This is a genomic window from Nocardioides sp. (genome assembly GCF_031422975.1).
Lineage (GTDB): Bacteria > Actinomycetota > Actinomycetes > Propionibacteriales > Nocardioidaceae > Nocardioides.
Genome location: NZ_JANPEO010000293.1, coordinates 1 through 16,334 on the forward strand (window position 1 = coordinate 1; position 16,334 = coordinate 16,334).

Annotated in this window: 15 protein-coding genes and 1 pseudogene; 9 read left to right on the forward strand and 7 right to left on the reverse strand. The window is 69.5% G+C overall.

Annotated features, from left to right (window positions below):
- Positions 1 to 650, reverse strand: a 650-nt coding sequence (locus RMO85_RS08795) for a M23 family metallopeptidase (RefSeq protein ID WP_310528349.1), incomplete at its 3' end; no start/stop codon positions are given.
- A 171-nt stretch (positions 651 to 821) separates the two neighbouring features.
- Positions 822 to 1,238 carry a DUF6855 family protein gene (locus RMO85_RS08800; RefSeq protein ID WP_310528350.1) on the reverse strand — a complete coding sequence of 139 codons (417 nt, stop codon included), beginning with the start codon at positions 1,236 to 1,238 and terminating at the stop codon, positions 822 to 824.
- 99 nt (positions 1,239 to 1,337) lie between these two features.
- On the opposite strand from RMO85_RS08800, the gene RMO85_RS08805 reads away from it, so the two are divergent.
- On the forward strand, positions 1,338 to 1,853 hold the full coding sequence (locus RMO85_RS08805) for an HTH domain-containing protein (protein WP_310528351.1): 516 nt from the start codon (positions 1,338 to 1,340) through the stop codon (positions 1,851 to 1,853).
- Positions 1,854 to 2,136: 283 nt separating this feature from the next.
- Positions 2,137 to 2,331 carry a DUF1918 domain-containing protein gene (locus tag RMO85_RS08810; RefSeq protein ID WP_310528352.1) on the forward strand — a complete coding sequence of 65 codons (195 nt, stop codon included), beginning with the start codon at positions 2,137 to 2,139 and terminating at the stop codon, positions 2,329 to 2,331.
- On the opposite strand, the gene RMO85_RS08815 is transcribed toward RMO85_RS08810, so the two are convergent.
- The gene (locus RMO85_RS08815; protein ID WP_310528353.1) at positions 2,309 to 3,358 is read right to left on the reverse strand and encodes an alcohol dehydrogenase catalytic domain-containing protein; all 1,050 of its coding nucleotides are present in this window, start codon (positions 3,356 to 3,358) and stop codon (positions 2,309 to 2,311) included. The two genes, RMO85_RS08810 and RMO85_RS08815, sit on opposite strands and share 23 nt — an antisense overlap.
- Positions 3,359 to 3,570: 212 nt before the next feature.
- Between RMO85_RS08815 and RMO85_RS08820 the strand changes: the two genes are divergently transcribed.
- Complete coding sequence (locus RMO85_RS08820) at positions 3,571 to 4,926, forward strand: glycosyltransferase (protein WP_310528354.1); 1,356 nt, start codon at positions 3,571 to 3,573, stop codon at positions 4,924 to 4,926.
- A 319-nt stretch (positions 4,927 to 5,245) separates the two neighbouring features.
- Positions 5,246 to 5,719 (forward strand): pyridoxamine 5'-phosphate oxidase family protein, encoded by a 474-nt coding sequence (locus RMO85_RS08825; protein ID WP_310528355.1) that lies wholly within the window; start codon positions 5,246 to 5,248, stop codon positions 5,717 to 5,719.
- Between the two features lie 55 nt (positions 5,720 to 5,774).
- Here the strand turns inward: RMO85_RS08825 and RMO85_RS08830 are convergent, their stop codons facing one another.
- The 3 genes from RMO85_RS08830 to RMO85_RS08840 form a co-directional block, all read right to left on the reverse strand.
- On the reverse strand, positions 5,775 to 9,155 hold the full coding sequence (locus tag RMO85_RS08830) for an EAL domain-containing protein (RefSeq protein WP_310528356.1): 3,381 nt from the start codon (positions 9,153 to 9,155) through the stop codon (positions 5,775 to 5,777).
- 339 nt (positions 9,156 to 9,494) lie between these two features.
- Positions 9,495 to 9,824 carry a metallopeptidase family protein gene (locus tag RMO85_RS08835; protein WP_310528357.1) on the reverse strand — a complete coding sequence of 110 codons (330 nt, stop codon included), beginning with the start codon at positions 9,822 to 9,824 and terminating at the stop codon, positions 9,495 to 9,497.
- A 44-nt stretch (positions 9,825 to 9,868) separates the two neighbouring features.
- Positions 9,869 to 10,369 (reverse strand): hypothetical protein, encoded by a 501-nt coding sequence (locus RMO85_RS08840; RefSeq protein ID WP_310528358.1) that lies wholly within the window; start codon positions 10,367 to 10,369, stop codon positions 9,869 to 9,871.
- A gap of 413 nt (positions 10,370 to 10,782) precedes the next feature.
- Between RMO85_RS08840 and RMO85_RS08845 the strand changes: the two genes are divergently transcribed.
- From RMO85_RS08845 to RMO85_RS08865, 5 genes are read left to right on the forward strand one after another with little or no spacing between them, the layout of a single operon-like run.
- Positions 10,783 to 12,297: a GtrA family protein gene (locus RMO85_RS08845; RefSeq protein ID WP_310528359.1), complete on the forward strand. Its 1,515-nt coding sequence runs from the start codon at positions 10,783 to 10,785 to the stop codon at positions 12,295 to 12,297.
- Positions 12,294 to 13,004, forward strand: a complete 711-nt coding sequence (locus RMO85_RS08850; protein WP_310528360.1) for a polysaccharide deacetylase family protein — start codon at positions 12,294 to 12,296, stop codon at positions 13,002 to 13,004. Before RMO85_RS08845 ends, RMO85_RS08850 begins: the two co-directional genes overlap by 4 nt.
- Before the next feature lie 2 nt (positions 13,005 to 13,006).
- Positions 13,007 to 14,035 (forward strand): lysylphosphatidylglycerol synthase domain-containing protein, encoded by a 1,029-nt coding sequence (locus tag RMO85_RS08855; protein ID WP_310528361.1) that lies wholly within the window; start codon positions 13,007 to 13,009, stop codon positions 14,033 to 14,035.
- The gene (locus tag RMO85_RS08860; RefSeq protein WP_310528362.1) at positions 14,035 to 15,132 is read left to right on the forward strand and encodes a glycosyltransferase family 4 protein; all 1,098 of its coding nucleotides are present in this window, start codon (positions 14,035 to 14,037) and stop codon (positions 15,130 to 15,132) included. Before RMO85_RS08855 ends, RMO85_RS08860 begins: the two co-directional genes overlap by 1 nt.
- Positions 15,129 to 15,950: a PIG-L family deacetylase gene (locus RMO85_RS08865; RefSeq protein WP_310528363.1), complete on the forward strand. Its 822-nt coding sequence runs from the start codon at positions 15,129 to 15,131 to the stop codon at positions 15,948 to 15,950. The genes RMO85_RS08860 and RMO85_RS08865 overlap by 4 nt, the downstream gene beginning before the upstream one ends.
- A gap of 14 nt (positions 15,951 to 15,964) precedes the next feature.
- Here the strand turns inward: RMO85_RS08865 and RMO85_RS08870 are convergent.
- A pseudogene (locus tag RMO85_RS08870) lies at positions 15,965 to 16,334 on the reverse strand (hypothetical protein); the annotation flags it as partial.

Consider the following 16,334-nt stretch of genomic DNA (forward strand, 5'->3'; position numbering starts at 1 on the left):
CCGTGCCCGGCCAGCCAGGCCGCGGGATCGATCGGCGCGCCCCCGTCAGGCCTCACCTCGAGGTGCAGGTGCGGCCCGGAGGTGTTGCCGGTGGAGCCGACCAGCCCGATCGACTCACCGATCTCGATGCCCTGGCCCTCGGAGACGAGGGGCGTCAGCTGGTGGCAGTACCACAGCTCCGTGCCGTCCTCCAGGGTGAGGATCGTGCGGATGCCGTACGGGCCGGCGTCGGCCACCTCGGTCGCGGTCCCGTCCGCCACCGCGACGAGGGCAGTCCCGGTCGCGGCACCGAAGTCGAGGCCGGTGTGGATGCTCTCCCACAGCGGCCCGGTGAGGCCGAAGCCGGCCGAGAGGTGATAGTCACCGATCGGCAGGACGTACTCGAGCTCGGCGAGGTTGCCTGTGTAGCCCAGTGCCGCGAGCCGGTCGGCACGGACGCCCGCCACCTGGGAGTGCCGCTCCCCGGCGTCGAGGATCGCAGTCAACGCCAGCTCTCGCTGGTGCACCTGACGCAGCAGCGCCGCCCGAACGGGATCCTGCTGGACTCCGGTGGCCCTGCTCGTGTCCGGTACGGCGCCTGCCGGCCCGGCGCCGTACAGCGACACGACGCCGGTCAGGACGATCGCGGCGACTGCGCGGCGAGCTGACATGAGTCGAGCCTTCCCGGGGGAGTGGATGCCTCGAGTCTCGGCAACCCCGAGCGTGCTCGCGGGCTATTCCGTGGAATGCCGCCAGCGGTCCAGTCCGGGGCGGCGCGATCCGTCGATACCGGGTCAGGACGTCCGACGCGTGCTAGCGGGTGGCTACGGCGCACCTGCTGGTCATGAGATCGCCCGCATCCGGTTGTTGCGCGCGTTGTGCTCGACTTCGGCCAGTCCGAGCGCCTCGAGCACGGGCGGCAGGTAGTTCCCGAAGCGACCTCGCAGTCCCTTCTTCATGCCGTACCAACCTCCGACCGGGTTCTCCGGATCGCGGCCCCAGGCCTCGACCGTGCCGTCCTGCGCCTCCTTCTGCTCGTCCTTGTTGCCCAACGGCATCCAGTCGCCACGCTCGACCAGCATGGCGTGCAGGTCCTCGATGCATGACAGGTGATAGCGCAGTTCGGTCGCACCGACCTGGACGACGAGCGCCGGCGGGTCAGCGGCGGCATCGCGGTAGGCCGCGAACTCGGACGTACCCGGCGGGGTGGACAGGACCCAGGGATCGTCGGTAGTCCCTGTCCCTTCGACATCGGCCATGTCTGACTCCTTCGTCTCTCGGTCTCGGATGCCCCACCCTAGGATGACAAGACTGACATCTCTTGTCATGAATAGGGTTGTGCTGGCAGGCTCCCGAGGATGCGTGCTGGCCGACTGGTCTCGGTGATCATGATCCTGCAACGCCGCGGCCGGGCCACTGCTGCCCAGCTCGCGGATGAGCTGGAAGTGAGCCCTCGCACCATTCTTCGAGACATCGAGGAGCTCTCCGGAGCAGGAGTGCCCGTCTACGCCGTCCGCGGACCCGGAGGCGGCTTCGAGCTGCTCGAGGGATTCGACCGCCAGGTGAGCGACCCGAACACGTGGACACCGGTGAACCGGCGCAGAGGACCGGCGCGACGCGGGACGATCCGCATCTCTGCCCAGGGCCGTCAACTCGCCGCGGTGCTGCGTGTCCTGCAACCACTCAGGGTCAGACGCAGCGTCGTCGCCGATGCAGCCGGCTGGCACCAGGCAACATTCCGGTTCGCGACCCTCGGCGCAGCCGCGAGCGACGTGCTCTCGCTCTCCCCGCACGTGGAAGTGCTCGAACCCCCCGCCCTGCGCGGCGAGGTCGCCGAACGACTGCGTGCCGCGGCCGCCCTCTACCCGCGATGACACCGCTGACGGCCTCGTCCTCGGACCGCCGCGGCGCGTCAGATCCACCGGGCAGCGACGTCGGCACCGGGGCAGGCTCAACAGCGCGGCCCAGCCGACCCGGGACCGATGTCAGCCAGTTCGGGACCACCGACCCTGTGCAGCCCCCCTGGCCGCCAGGACAATGAAGGCACCCGGGGACTCACGCGGCCCGGGCGCCCACTGACCAGAGGAGTACAAGATGACCACCGTGACCGGGCCACGCTGCCTCCCCGTCCACCACCAACAGGCCTGAGAGGCCGTCATGTTTGCGGCAGTCGGCGATCGCCTCGTCGTGCACAGCCAGCATGTTGACGGCCCGACGCGGGACGCGGAGATCCTCGAGGTCAAGCACGAGGACGGGAGCCCGCCGTACGTCGTGCGCTGGTCCGACACAGGTCACGAGTCGCTGGTCTTCCCCGGGCCGGATGCCACGATCAGGCGACGGACTCGGGACTGAACAGGGCGACCTTGAGCGCGCCGGTGTCGCCCGCCCGCGAGAACACGTCGTAGGCGTCCTGCATCTCGTCGAGACCGAAGCGATGGGTACACAACGACGACACGTCCAGCAGCTTCTCGCTGAGCAGGCGGAGCAACAGGGGGGTCGTCCGGGTGTCGACCAGTCCGGTGGTGATGGTGACGTCCTTGATCCACAGCGTCTCGAGATGGAGGGTCGCGGGCTCGCCGTGCACCCCGACGTTGGCCACGTGTCCACCCGCCCTGACCAACGACGTGCCGAGCTCGAAGCTGGTGGGCGCGCCCACCGCCGCGACCACCACGTCCGCGCCGGCGCCCTCGGTGAGCGAGGCGACGAGCGCCTCGGCCTCCTCCGGGGCAACGGCGTGGTCGGCGCCTGCCGCGAGGGCACTGGCGCGTCGTGACTGCGCGGGGTCGACCATGATCACCCGGGACGGGCTGAAGAGCCTGGCCGTGATCAGAGCCGCCAGCCCGATCGGGCCCGCACCCACCACCACCATCGTGTCGCCGGGGGAGGTCCGGCCCGCAAGGACGCCGACCTCGTACGACGTGGGCAGGATGTCGGCCAGCATCAGGGCGTCGTCATCGCTCACGTTGTCGGGCAGGACGTGCAGCGAGTGGTCGGCGAACGGGACGCGGACGCGCTCTGCCTGCGTGCCGTCGATCGAGTGGCCCAGAACCCATCCGCCTCCGCCGAGACACTGGCCGTACTGCCCCTGCTTGCAGTAGCGGCAGCGGCCGCACGCGGAGATGCAGGAGATCAGGACCCGCTGCCCGACCACGATGTCGCGCACGCTCGCGCCGACCTCGAGCACCGTGCCGACGGCCTCGTGGCCGAGGATGCGCCCCGGCTCGACCTCGGGCACGTCGCCCTTGAGGATGTGCAGATCGGTGCCGCAGATGGTGACCGCGTCGACGCGCACGATCGCGTCCTCAGGATCCTTGAGCGCCGGCTCCGGTACTTCGACCCACGATCGATGGCCGACACCGCCGTAGACGAGTGCCTTCATGGTTGACCTGCCTCTCGATGGTGTGCTGATGGGCTGCTCGGCCCGGCGCGCTGCCACGACCTGTCTGCTGCGATCCTCGCAGCGTGCGGCGCTCGGGACCGGAGGCTTCCTCCCGTGCCACCAGGGACCTTCGTCCCTCCTCCGACCGGCCGCGGACGGTGGTTCGCCGCCGAGGCTGTCGCGTCGAGGTCGAGATCCTGTAGACAGTGACTGTGCGTGAGATCTCCGTCGCGCCGGTGGCGCTCGACCGGCTCAAGGCACTCCTGCCTCCAGAGCGCGCGGAGCGGCTGATGTCGAGCGCCGCGCGCGCCAGTTCGGAGTTCGGCGAGCGCACCGTCTGGCACGTGAACGCCACCGCCAGCGGAGGCGGGGTCGCGGAACTCCTGCACACGCTGCTCGCGTACGGAAACGGAGCCGGCGTCGAGAACCGCTGGCTGGTGCTGGACGCGGACAGAGACTTCTTCGTCACGACCAAGCGCCTGCACAACCTCCTGCACGGCCAACCGGGCGACGGCGGTCCGTTGGGGGCGGCCGAGCGTGCGCACTACCGAGCCGTGCTGGCCGGCAATGCCGCCAGCCTTCGTCGTCGCGTGTCGCCCCGGGACATCGTGGTGCTTCACGACCCCCAGACGGCGGGCCTCGTCCAGGACGCGCGAACGTACGCCCGGGTCATCTGGCGGTGCCACGTGGGCAGGGACGCGCCCAACGAGTTGACCGACATCGGCTGGAGCTTCCTGCGCGACTTCATCGAGGATGCGCACGCCTTCGTCTTCTCCCGCGGGGCCTACGCGCCGCGGTGGCTCGACCGGGCCCGCACGTGGGTCATCCCCCCCTCCATCGATCCGTTCTCGGCCAAGAATCTGGACCTGACACCCGCCGAGGCCCGACCCGTGCTCGCCGGTGCGCGATTGCTGGACGACCACGGAGCTCCGTTGTCACCGGGGGACCGGTTCGTGCTCCAAGTCAGTCGTTGGGACCGGCTCAAGGACATGTCCGGCGTCATGTTGGGTTTCGACCTGCTGGTCGCGCAGGGTCTCGACGACGTCCACCTGGTGCTCGCAGGTCCGCAGGCGTCCGGCGTCTCGGATGATCCGGAGGGAGCCGAGGTCCTGGCGGAGTGCGAGCGCCTCTGGCGCCGCCTCCCCGCCAGGACGCGCAGTCGCACGCATCTGGCCACGCTGTCGATGCAGGACGCCCACGAGAACGCGTTGATCGTCAACGCCCTGCAGCGGCAGGCGGAGGTGGTCGTCCAGAAGAGCCTGGTCGAGGGTTTCGGGCTCACGGTCACGGAGGCGATGTGGAAGGGCCGTCCGGTCGTGGCCAGCAGGGTGGGGGGGATCCAGGACCAGATCACCCACGGGGTCGACGGTCTGCTGGTCGACGACCCGTACGACCTGCCTGCGTTCGCAGAAGCGCTCGGGCGAGTCCTCGCCGACCAGCCGCTCGGCGAACGGCTCGGCCGTGCCGCCCATGCACGAGTCCTGGACGAGTACGTCGGCGACCGTCACCTCGAACGCTATGTAGACCTCTTCACGGCCCTCTCGTCCGGACCCTCCGACAAGTCCTGACCCGGGGGACGCGGCCTCGTCCCCTTCGGCGAACTCCCGTGCGGGGTCTGCCCGGAGGCCCCCCTTCAAGGACCTCCGGGCAGCGGAACTGTTCGAGGCCACCTGCGTGAGGGGCCGGGGCGTTCCTCACCCGTACGGATCAGCGCTCCCCCAGCAACTGCCCGCTTACAGCAAGGCTAGCGGCGCGCGGACACAGGCGGGGAGGGCCCAAGGTCCCGAGATCACGGGTCCAAGGTTTTCTGGTCTCGCATCCGCCCTCGGCGGGGCCCTTGGCCCTCCATCGGGGTGACCGGAGACCCTGCACCGGCGCGTGCAACCGATGGAGACTACGACCAACAGCAACGTCGGGTGGCTGCATCCGACCCGTGCCGAGGAGGTCGAGATGATCAGCGATCGCTGGTTCCCAAGCCACGTGACAGAGATCTCCACGCAGGAGTGCTACGAGCTCCTGGCGTCGAGACCGGTCGGGCGGATTGCCTTCCTGGTGGACGGCGATCCTCTCGTGCTCCCCGTCAACTACGTCGTCGACGGCCATGACATCCTCTTTCGGACCTCACCTCGCACCGAGCTCGGTCGCAGCATGACTCGTGGTCGGGTGGCCTTCGAGGTGGACGACTTCGATGAGTTCAACCAGTCCGGTTGGAGCGTGCTGTTCCAGGGCTCCGTCGGGTACGACGACTCGGACGCGGTTGAGCCGGGTGATCGACCCGAGCCGTGGGCCGAGGGGGTGCGCAACCTGGTGGTGCGCATCCGGCCACGACTCGTCACCGGCCGACGGCTGCTCTCGGCGTGACGACAACCGGCCAACGCCACACCTGCGACGGGGCACCGCGCCGTACCGTCCCGGGTCAGGAGACCTCGACGGCGGCCTGACGCTGTAGCAGCACCCCGATCCCTTCACCCGATCCGGGGCGACCGAGCAGGTAGCCCTGCGCGTGGACACCAGTTCCCCGGAGGCGGGCCAGTTGCTCGGGAGTCTCGATCCCCTCCACGACGCACCGCAACCCGAGCTGCTCGGCGAGCCCGATGACGGCGTCGACGATGACCCGGTCCTCGTGGTGCTCCATCATCCCGCCGACGAACGAACGGTCGACCTTGACGAACGTCACGGGGAGGTCCCGCAGGTAGCGCAGCGATGCATAGCCGGTTCCGAAGTCATCGATGCCGACCTCGACGCCCATCTCACGGAGTTCGTGCAGCTTGTCGATCGTTGATCGCGACGCCTCGAGCAGGACGGACTCGGTCAGCTCGAGGGCGAGCGCCCCGGGAGGCAGGGCGGCGTTCGCCAGTGCCTCCGCGACCATGGCAGGCAGGTCCGGACGCGCTGCCTGTCGCCCCGACAGGTTGACGGCGACCTGGATCAACTGGCCCGTGTCACGGTGCCACTGCGCGGTGCTGCGGCAGGCGTCGGTGAGGACCCGCATGCCGAGGTCGATGATCAGGCCACTGTCCTCGGCGACGGGGATGAAGTCGCCCGGCATCGCCACCGTCCCGTCCGGGCGGCGGATCCGCACGAGCGCCTCGGCCCCCCGGACCCGGTCGGTGGCCAGGTCGATGATGGGCTGGTAGCTGATCTCGACGCGATTCTCACGCAGGGCCGTGCGAATCAGGTTCTCGACGCGGATCCGACTGGTCGCGCGTGTTCCGAGGTCCTCGTCGAAGATCTCGGCCCGGTTCTTGCCGAGCCGCTTGGCCTGGTACATGGCCGTGTCGGCCTGGCGGATCAGGTCGTCCGCCGTGGCCGACGACGACGCCCGGGCAATTCCGAGGCTCGCCGTCACGACGAGCTCACCTGCCTGCCAGGGAATCGGCACGGCGATCACCTCCTCGACCCGTTGTGCGATGAGGCTGGCTTCCGACAGGTCTGCAAGTCCCTCGCAGAGCAGCACGAACTCGTCGCCGCCCAGGCGGGCCACGGTGTCCGTGGGACGCATCGTGTCGGACAGCCGCTTGGCGACCTCCACGAGGACGTGGTCCCCGGCCGCGTGGCCGTACTCGTCGTTGACCGCCTTGAATCCGTCGAGGTCGCAGAAGATCATGGCGGTGACGTCGTTGCCCGTGCCACGCTGCAGCCGCGCCACCGCCTGCGTGGTCCGGTCGTGCAGGGTGAAGCGGTTGGGCAGGCCCGTCAGTGGATCGTGCATCGCCTGATGTGTCAGCCGCTGCTCCATCTCCTTCTGCGCGTCGATGTTCTCGACCTGGACCATCAGGCAGGACCCCTCGTCCGGGTCGGGCACCTGGGTCACGGTGAGCAGAACCCAGATCAGATGGCCGTCGCGGTGCTGGACACGTCGCTCCGAGACCACCGACGAACCCGGCTCCCGGAACGCCTGACGACACAGGTCCTCCACAGCATGACGATCCGAGGGCGTCATCACTTCGAGGACGTCGGTCGACTCGAGCAGCTCGGCGGCGCTGCGCCCCAGGAGACGGCACATGGCCGGGTTGACCTGCTTGGGCTGGCCGTCGGGGGCGATGAGCGCCAACCCGGCCGGATCGTTGGTGAAGGTCGTGCGGAAGCGTTCCACGTTCGCCTGCAGGGCCCGGGTCTGGGCCCGCAGCTCGGTGACGTCGGTCATCGCAATCACTGCGCCGGCCTTGACCCCATCGGGGGTCCACAGAGCGCGACCGTTGCACAGCACCCGGGTTGCCGGACGATCGGTCGGGCTGATCAGGATCTCCACGTCGGTCACCGACCCCTCGGCCAGCGCCCGGACGAGGGGCACCTGGTCCGGAGGCAGCCGGCGGCCCTCGCTGTCGTAGAGGTCGAAGCGGTCCGGGAACTGCGTCGGGTCCAGCTCCGAGACGGGCCCCGTGACGTCGAGTCCGTGCCAAGCCCTCGTGGCGTCGTTGAACAGCGTGAGTTGACCCTGCGCATTGCACGCCACGATCCCCACGTCAACGGTGTCGAGAACCGCCTCGGTGAACGCCTGACGGTCGGCCAGGTCGTCGCGCGCGCGGCGCAGATCACGCTCCGCGACTGACTGTCGGGTCAGGTCGACGACCGTGGCCATGAGTCGCTGGATGGCGCCCCCGGCGTCCCGGACCGCCCCGACGCCGACCAGCACGGGAAGTTCCTCGCCGCTCTTGCGGCGGTAGACCCGCTCGACGCAGTAGGAGTTCTGCTCTGTCAGGGTCGCGCGGTCCTGCTGCTGCTCGGTCACGTCGGCGCTGTCGGCCAGTAGGAAGTCCGCAGACCGTCCGGCCAGCTCCTGGGCCGAGTAGCCGAGCATCTGGCACAGCAGATCGTTGACCTGGATGATGGAGCCGTCGGGCAGACACTCCGCCGTCCCGACCGGCGAGTTCTCGAACAGCGCTCTCCAGCGCTGCTCCGACTCTGCGCGGCCGCGGATCTCACTGTCCAGCTCAGTGACATCGGTCGACACACCCGCGACGGCGTAGATCTTCCCGGTGGCGTCCGAGAGCGGGAACCGGGTGGTCCGGAACCGGTGGACGGTGCCGTCCGGGTGGGGTACTCCGTGCGTGAAGACTTCGCCCTGCTCGCCCGTCGCGACCTGTTGGTCCTGTGCCCTGAACGCGTCGGCGTCCGGACGTGGGAACAGGTCATGGTCGGTATGCCCCACGATCTCGTTCTGCGGCCTTCCGACGAGGCCCTCGAACGAGCCGTTGGCGAGCAGGAACCGACCCTCGAGATCCTTGGCGTAGACCGCGACGTCGGCGTGGGCGACGACGTCGTCGAACAGCCGTCGAGTGTCGCGCAGGGCGTCCTCGGCCAGCGACCTCGCCGCCACCTCGCTCGCCAGCTCCTCACGCTGACGTCGCAGCTCCAACTGGTCGACCACCTGACGTGCGAGCATGCGCAGCTGTTCGACCTGCCGCGCGGACAGGGTGCGCGGGACCACGTCGATCACGCACAGCGTCCCCAGCGCCACGCCGCCCCACGTCACCAGCGGGGCGCCGGCGTAGAAGCGGATCCCCGGCTCACCGGTCACCAACGGGTTGTCCGCGAACCGAGGATCCACCCAGGTGTCCGGCACGACGAAGAGGTCCGGGGATCCCAGCGCGTGAGCGCAGAAGGACGACTCGCGCGACGTCTCGCAGACGTCCAGTCCGAGGCGGGCCTTGAACCACTGGCGGTCCTCGTCCACGAGGCTCACGAGCGCGATCGGCGTGTCACACAGCTGGCCTGCCAGCGCGGCGAGATCGTCGAAGGCCACTTCCGGCGCCGTGTCCAGGACACCGAACTGGCGCAGCACACTGATGCGCATGCGCTCGAGTTCTGGCTGCGGGGGCTCGGCCGGGCGAGCAACACGTCCGGTCACGTCGCTGGCTCGGTCAGTGTTCAGGCCGCTCAACTGGCCCTCCTCCACGACATCATCGGGAGGGGCTCCCGAGGTGGTCTTCACCCTAACCGGGTCCGCATCGGCGCCACCGCGGTTTGGCGGATTCCAGGGCGTCGCAGAAGGCTCGGCCGCGTTCCCCGACGCCGGGGTCAGCGCGGCGACGCCGCGACACCGGTGTCCGCAGAGCCCCGAGCTCGCGTTGCCGCGCCGCTCGAAACGACGCAACGCCCTGACCTGCAGTACTGCGAGCTTCGCGCCCGAGCGCTAGTGCCAGCCCAGCGCACGGAGCTCATCCTCTCCGATTCCTAGTGCGTGTCCGACCTCGTGGACAAGTACCTTGCGCACACGCGGCGCTACGTCCTCAGGGAGTTCGCAAACCGCGAGAATGGGAATGCGGTAGAGCGTGATCGTGTCCGGGAGCGTGCCGGGCCTTCGACCGTAGTGGCTGGTGCGCGGCACCCCCCGATACAGCCCCAGGCGCAAGACGCCGGCGCGCTTCTCCTCGGGCGGTTGGTCCTCTTCCACGAGGACGGCGATTTCAGCCAGGATCGGGATCACCCAGTCGGGGAGCGAGTCCATGGCATCGACGACCATGGCGTCGAATTCGCGTGGCGCGACAGAGTCGGGTCGCAACCGGCTCACCCCAAGACTGCGTGCTCGGAGGTGTTGGCGCGTCGCTGCTGGAGCGTGAACCAGGCGACCGCGCCGACGATGACGGTCAAGAAGAGGCCGCTGGTGCCGTTGGTGCCGAGCCCGAGGCCGCCGTCGACCGGTGCTGCGGTGAGGTAGTCGCCCATCGAGGCGCCGAAGGGTCGGGTGAGGATGTAGGCGGCCCAGAAGGCCAGCACCGCGTTGAGTCCGCCCTTGAGGTGGGCTATCGCGACCAAGGCGATCATGGTGGCGAACAGGAAGGCCGAAGGTAGGTAGCCGAGGGCGAGCTTCTCTGCGACGAGGTCCCCGGCGGAGGTACCGAGGGCGAACGTGGACAGGACGGCGAGCCAGTAGAAGCCCTCTCGCCGACCGTGGTCGACATGACCTTGACAACCCAGAACAGCAGGATGACCTCGGGCACCTTGTTGAGCATCATGCGTGCCGTGCTGGACAGCGGGACCGGTGTGCCGGTGAGAGGGACGCCCCACGGGCGGCACCGGTGAGTGGGGCTGACGGTGAGTGGCTCATGGCACGGAGAGTGGATCAGTGAACCTGCCGTCGACCTGACTGGGAACGGCGCGTCCTGGGCGGGGGAGCCGCAGACCGTGAGCGAGTTGCCGCTGTTCGGCTGTGCCATCGCTGCACAGCTGCGGAAACGTCGGTGAGTTCCCAGGCGGATCAGTCAGGTGAATGGCAGCCGGACCTGAGCACGATCACAGCATGACCTTGCTCGCAGCAACGGCACGCCACGACGACGTGTCTGCCTCCACATCTCGTCGCTCTTCACGGCGCACGACCCGCTGGGTGATCGCCCTGGGGGACCGTAGGCAACGATCACGTGCCACTGCCGTGGGAGCCTCGGCGCGTCAGCAGCCGCGAGGGCGACGTAGGAGCGACTCCGATGTCGCTGCCTGAGGTCGCTCGCCGGCCGGCGAGCCGGGAGGTCCTCACCTTCCTCGCGGTCGGTGGCGCGGGATACGTCGTCGACGTCACGGCCTTCAACCTGCTCCGAGCGTCCTCGCTCCTTGGCGGAGGCGACCCGCTTTTCGCACGCACGCTCGCCGTGATCATTGCGATGGTCGTCACCTATGCGGGCAACCGGCACTTCACCTGGTCCCACCACTCCGCGGACGGTCGCCGCCGCGAGGTCATGCTCTTCACCTTCTTCAACCTCATTGGCTTCGCACTGTCCGCCGCCTGTCTGGTCATCTCGCACCACCTACTGGGCCTGACCGGTGCCTGGGCCGACAACATCTCGGCCAACGTCATCGGTGTCGGGCTCGGCACCGCCTTTCGGTTCGTGACGTATCGCCGCATCGTGTTCACAAGCAGACCAGGGCCCTTCGTCTCGCAAGCACCGCGCGTCCTGATCGTCTCGGCCAGCATGGCTGCGGGCCACGACGGCGCCGCCCACGAACTGGCACGTCGCGCGGAAGACGCTGGCTACGCTGTCGACAGGGTCGACTTCTTGGACTTGCTGCCGCCCGGGGTCGGCCCGCTCCTCCGCTCGGCGTACTGGCTGCAGTTGAGGTTGGCGCCGGCCACGTGGGGATGGCTGTTGCCGCTGTTGGACTCGCGCGGAGGCAGATCTCTGGTCGGTCTGACCTCGCGCCTCGCCAGGCGTCGCCTGCTCGCGGCGTGCCACCCCGAACCGAGCCTGGCGATCTCGACCTACCCGTTGGCCAGCCACGCGCTGTCGCGGCTGCGGCTCGCTGGCGACTTCTGGAGCCCGGTTGTGACATTCCTGACCGACATGAGCGTGCACGCGCTGTGGGTCGCACCGGGCGTGGACGCTCACCTGTCCCTGCACGCGGTGCCGGCCGCGCAGGCACAGGCACTCGGTGCCCGTGGGGTCGAGATCGTGGGCCCGGCAGTCTCCTCGGCATTCGGGCCCTGGACCGAGTCGGAACGACGGGACTCACGCAACCGACTGGGAGTGTCCGGCCGGCGTCCGTTGGCGCTGGTGGTCGCAGGGTCGTGGGGCGTGGGTGACATCACCCACACCGTGGACGATCTGATTGATTGCGGGCTCGTTCTCCCGGTGGTCGTGTGCGGCAACAACCAACAGCTCCTCAAGTCGTTAGAGCATCGCGAGGGGGTGATCGCGCTCGGGTGGGTGAGCGACATGGCGGGCTTGATGGCCGCCTGCGACGTGGTGGTGCAGAACGCCGGCGGGCTGACCTCGCTAGAGGCCCGCCAGATGGGCCTACCCGTGGTGACGTACCGCTCGCTGCCCGGACATGGTCTGACGAACAACAAGGCACTTCACGAGGCTGGCTGGGCGACCTGGGTGCACGACCGCGAGGAGCTGAGCGACTGCCTACGCCACGTCCTGGCCCAGCCCGTCACCCCGGCGACGACCGGCGACATCCCGTGGTCGCGCCTGGTCCTGGATCACACACCGGTGCCGACATGAGAGCCGCAGGCGCACTCACCGCTGTGGCGTTGGCCGCGCACGCCGGGCCGGCGCTGGCCGCCCTCGGACCTGTGCGTCGTGCCGCGTTTCCACACCTGTCGGGCCAGGGCAACCCCGGTCGGGTCGCGATCACGTTCGACGACGGACCGGACCCCGTATCGACGCCGCTGTTCGTCGAGGCACTCGAACACCTGGGAGTCCGCGCGACCTTCTTCGTCCTGGGCCGGATGCTGGCTGCCTCCCCTGACCTGGGACGATTGCTGGTCGACGCCGGGCACGACGTGGCGGTGCACGGGTGGGACCACCGGCTGCTCCTGACCCGTGGCCATCGCTCAACCGTCGTCGACCTGACCAGGGCCCGTGACGAGGTGATCCGGTCCTGTGGTGTCACACCGACACATTGGCGTCCGCCGTACGGCGTGCTGAGCGGCGGTGCCTTGCGCGCGGCCCGGGATACGGGCTTGACGCCGGTCCTGTGGACCACGTGGGGGAGGGACTGGGAACGCCGCGCGACCGGCGCAACGGTGCGTGCCCACGTGTCGCGCCATCTCGGTGCGGGCGGCACCGTCTTGCTCCACGACAGCGACTGCACCTCGGCGCCTGACTCGTGGCGAGCCACCCTCGAGGCATTGCCGCAGATCGTTGCGGACATCCGGGCGATGGGGCTGCAGCCCGGGCCTCTCTGCGATCACAGCCGAGACGTGTAGCCATGACCCGGCGGTGGCGGCTCTTCCGGGCGATCACGGCGATCCTCGTGGTCGTCGCGACCTTCTGGTTCGTGCTGCCGCTGGCTGCTGGCGCGCCGTGGTCACACGTCGCTGCCGCGGTGCGCGCGGTGCCGTTCATCGATCTGGCCATGCTGTGTGTGCTCTGGTTCGCCGGGCTGGGTCTGCACACCGTCACTCTGACGGCGGCCCTGCCCCAGCTCACCCACCGACGCGCCATGACCCTGAGCCTGACCGGGAGCGCGATCGCCAACGTGCTGCCCCTCGGCGGCGCGGCCGGAGTCGCCATGAACTACAAGATGGCACGCTCGTGGGGCTTTTCCGGACCTGCCATCGCGACGTACACGGTGATCACCAACGTGTGGGACGTGCTTGTCAAGCTCTGTGTTCCAGCCGTTGCCTTGAGCTGGGTGCTTGTCAGCGGGACGACGGTGTCGCGGAGCTTCCTCGCCGCGACGGTCGGGGCCACGGCGCTGCTGCTGGTGTTGTCGGTCGGGATCTGCGCGGTCCTGGGGAGTCCCAGAGTCGCGCGAGGGGTCGGGGCCGGACTCGACCGGGTGGCCCACGGTGCGCGACGGGTCGTCGGCTCCTCGCATGTGTGGCACCCGGGACTCAGCGTCGTCCGCCTCCAAGCCGACTGTGCCTGGGTGATCGGGCGGGGCTGGCCACGGCTCACCACAGGCGTGGTGGCCTACAACGCGTCCCTGTGCCTGCTTCTGTGGGGGTGCCTGCACGTCACCGGCGCGGCACTCGCCGTGCCCGCGGTCGTTGCTGGGTTCGCGTTCGAACGCCTACTCACGCTGGCTGGTCTGACACCGGGGGGCGCCGGACTCGTGGAGGCAGGCTTGTCCGGACTGCTGCTGCTGCTCGGTGGCGCGCCCCTGGGTGTCGTCGCGGGTGTCCTGCTCTACCGGTTGTTCACCTTCGGCCTGGAGATCCCCGTCGGTGGCCTCGGCCTGGCGGGCTGGCTGTGGTCCCAGCGCAGGCCTTCCGGTGGAGCGGCGGTCGGCTGATGCGCATCCTCCACGTCACCGACTGCTACCTGCCGCGGCTGGGCGGTATCGAGTTGCACGTTCGCGACCTTGTCCATGAGCAGCGCGCCGCTGGCCACGACACCCGGGTCGCGACCTCGACCCGACGAGACGATGCGACCGATGAGCCCTGGGTGACCCGCTTAACACCCGGGGAGCTCCGCGCGCTGCTGCGGCGCGAGCTGCCTGACGTGGTCCATGCCCATGTCTCCGTGATCTCCCCGCTGGCGATGTCCGCCACCAGGCATGCCGCCGATCTCGACCTCCCGGTACTGGTCACGGTGCACTCCATGTGGCCGAGCACGCCCGTGCTGGCGTCCGTGGCCGGTGCGGCACTAGGTCTCTCTCGGCGGGCGGTGCTCTGGTCGGCCGTGAGCCACCGGGCGGCTGTGCCGGTCGCGGCCCACCTCGGGCCGGAATCGCCCCGCCCCCTGGTCCTCCCCAACGCCGTGGACCCGTCGTTCTGGCGGGTGCAGCACGAGGGTGAGGAGATCCCCACGATCGTCAGTGTGATGCGGATGGCCCGACGCAAGCGACCACTGGCCCTGGCCCGAATGCTGCGCGAGGTGCGTGACCGGGTGCCCGCCGACGTCGCACTGAAGGCCGTGATCGTCGGTGACGGCCCCCGCTATGGCGCTCTTGCACGCTATGTCGAGCGACACCTCGCCGACTGGGTGGTCCTGCCGGGACGGCTCGACCGCACCCAGATCCGCGATCTCTACGCGTCTGCCTCCGTGTACGTCGCGCCAGCGACCCTTGAGTCTTTCGGCATCGCGGCGTTGGAGGCCCGATGCGCTGGCCTACCGGTCGTTGCAAGCAGCCGCGGTGGGGTCGGCGACTTCATCACTCCCGCGGTCGACGGATTCTTGGGCGCCGATGACCACGCGATGGTCGACGCGATCACCCGGCTCGTGACCGATCGGGTCCTGATGTCCACGATGAGCGCCCGCTGTCGCGCGGTCATCCCGCCACTCGACTGGACCGCCGCGTGTGCAGCGTCCTTGGACGCGTACGCCCAGGCGGCGGCGTTGCTGCCTATCCGGGGGACACGTCCGGCGCTGACAGGATCGGCCTTGTGACACCGCGTCGCTTCACCCTCGTCTCGTTCCATGCCCACCCCGACGACGAGGCACTGCTCACGGGCGGCACCCTGGCGCGGGCGGCCGCCGAGGGACACCGAGTGGTGATCGTGGTGGCCACCGCAGGCGAGGCCGGGCTGGCCCAGCAGGATCTCACTGGACACGGGCTCGGCCCTCGGCGTCGTCGTGAGCTCGCGGCCTCCGCGCGGGCCATCGGTGCGGTCCGGGTCGAGGTGCTCGGTTACGGCGACTCAGGATTCAAGCCCGGCCCCTTGCCGAGACCAGGAGTCGGTCGTTTCGTCGACGCCGACCCCGAGGAGGTCGCAGCGGTGCTCGCCCGGATCCTCATGGAGGAACGCGCCGACGTGCTCACGACGTACGACTCCGCCGGCGGCTACGGCCATCCGGACCATGTGCAGGTGCACCGGGTGGGAGCCCTGGCCGCCGAACTGGCCGGTACTCCGGTCGTGCTCGAGGCGACCGTCGACCGGGGGTTGCTGGCTCCGGTGGGCCGGCTCCTGGCGGTGTTGTCCTGGGTGCTTCCGTTGCCCGACATCCCCGATTTCGGCGTGGCTTTCACGGCCCGTGCGGACCTGACCCACGGCGTCGACGTACGTGATCACCTTCCGGGCAAGCGCGCGGCGTTGGCGGCGCACGTCAGCCAGGCCGGGGCGGACCAGGGATGGCGCACCGTGCAGCTGCTGCTCCGCCTGCCGACCCCTCTGGCTCGCGGGGTGCTGGGCCGCGAGTGGTTCCGTGAGGTGGGCCGTCGGGCCGGTCCGCCGTTGCTCGATGACATCTTCGCGTCGCTGCGGTGATCGCCGTGGCAGCATCAGCCGGCGAGGGCCTCTTGGCGTTGCCTCTCCGTACGGTCCACGCCGGTCACGCTCAGGTAGACCACGGTGGCGAGGATCGCTCCGAGGAAGAGAACGCTGGTCACCAGGGTGCCGAGCGCCAGACCGCCCTCGCTCTTGTCGAGGGCCAGGTAGTCACCGATGTTGGCGCCGAGCGGGCGGGTGAGGATGTAGGCCATCCAGCACGACAGCACCGGGCCGTCGCCGATGCGCCAGCCGTGGGCGACGAGTGCGCTCAGGCCCGCGGGGAGCAGGATCGCGGTGCCCGGAGACCAGCCGGTGAGTTCGAGGGTCCAGTCGCCCAGAGCGGTGCCGAGTGCGAAGGTGACCAGGACCACGAGCCAGTAC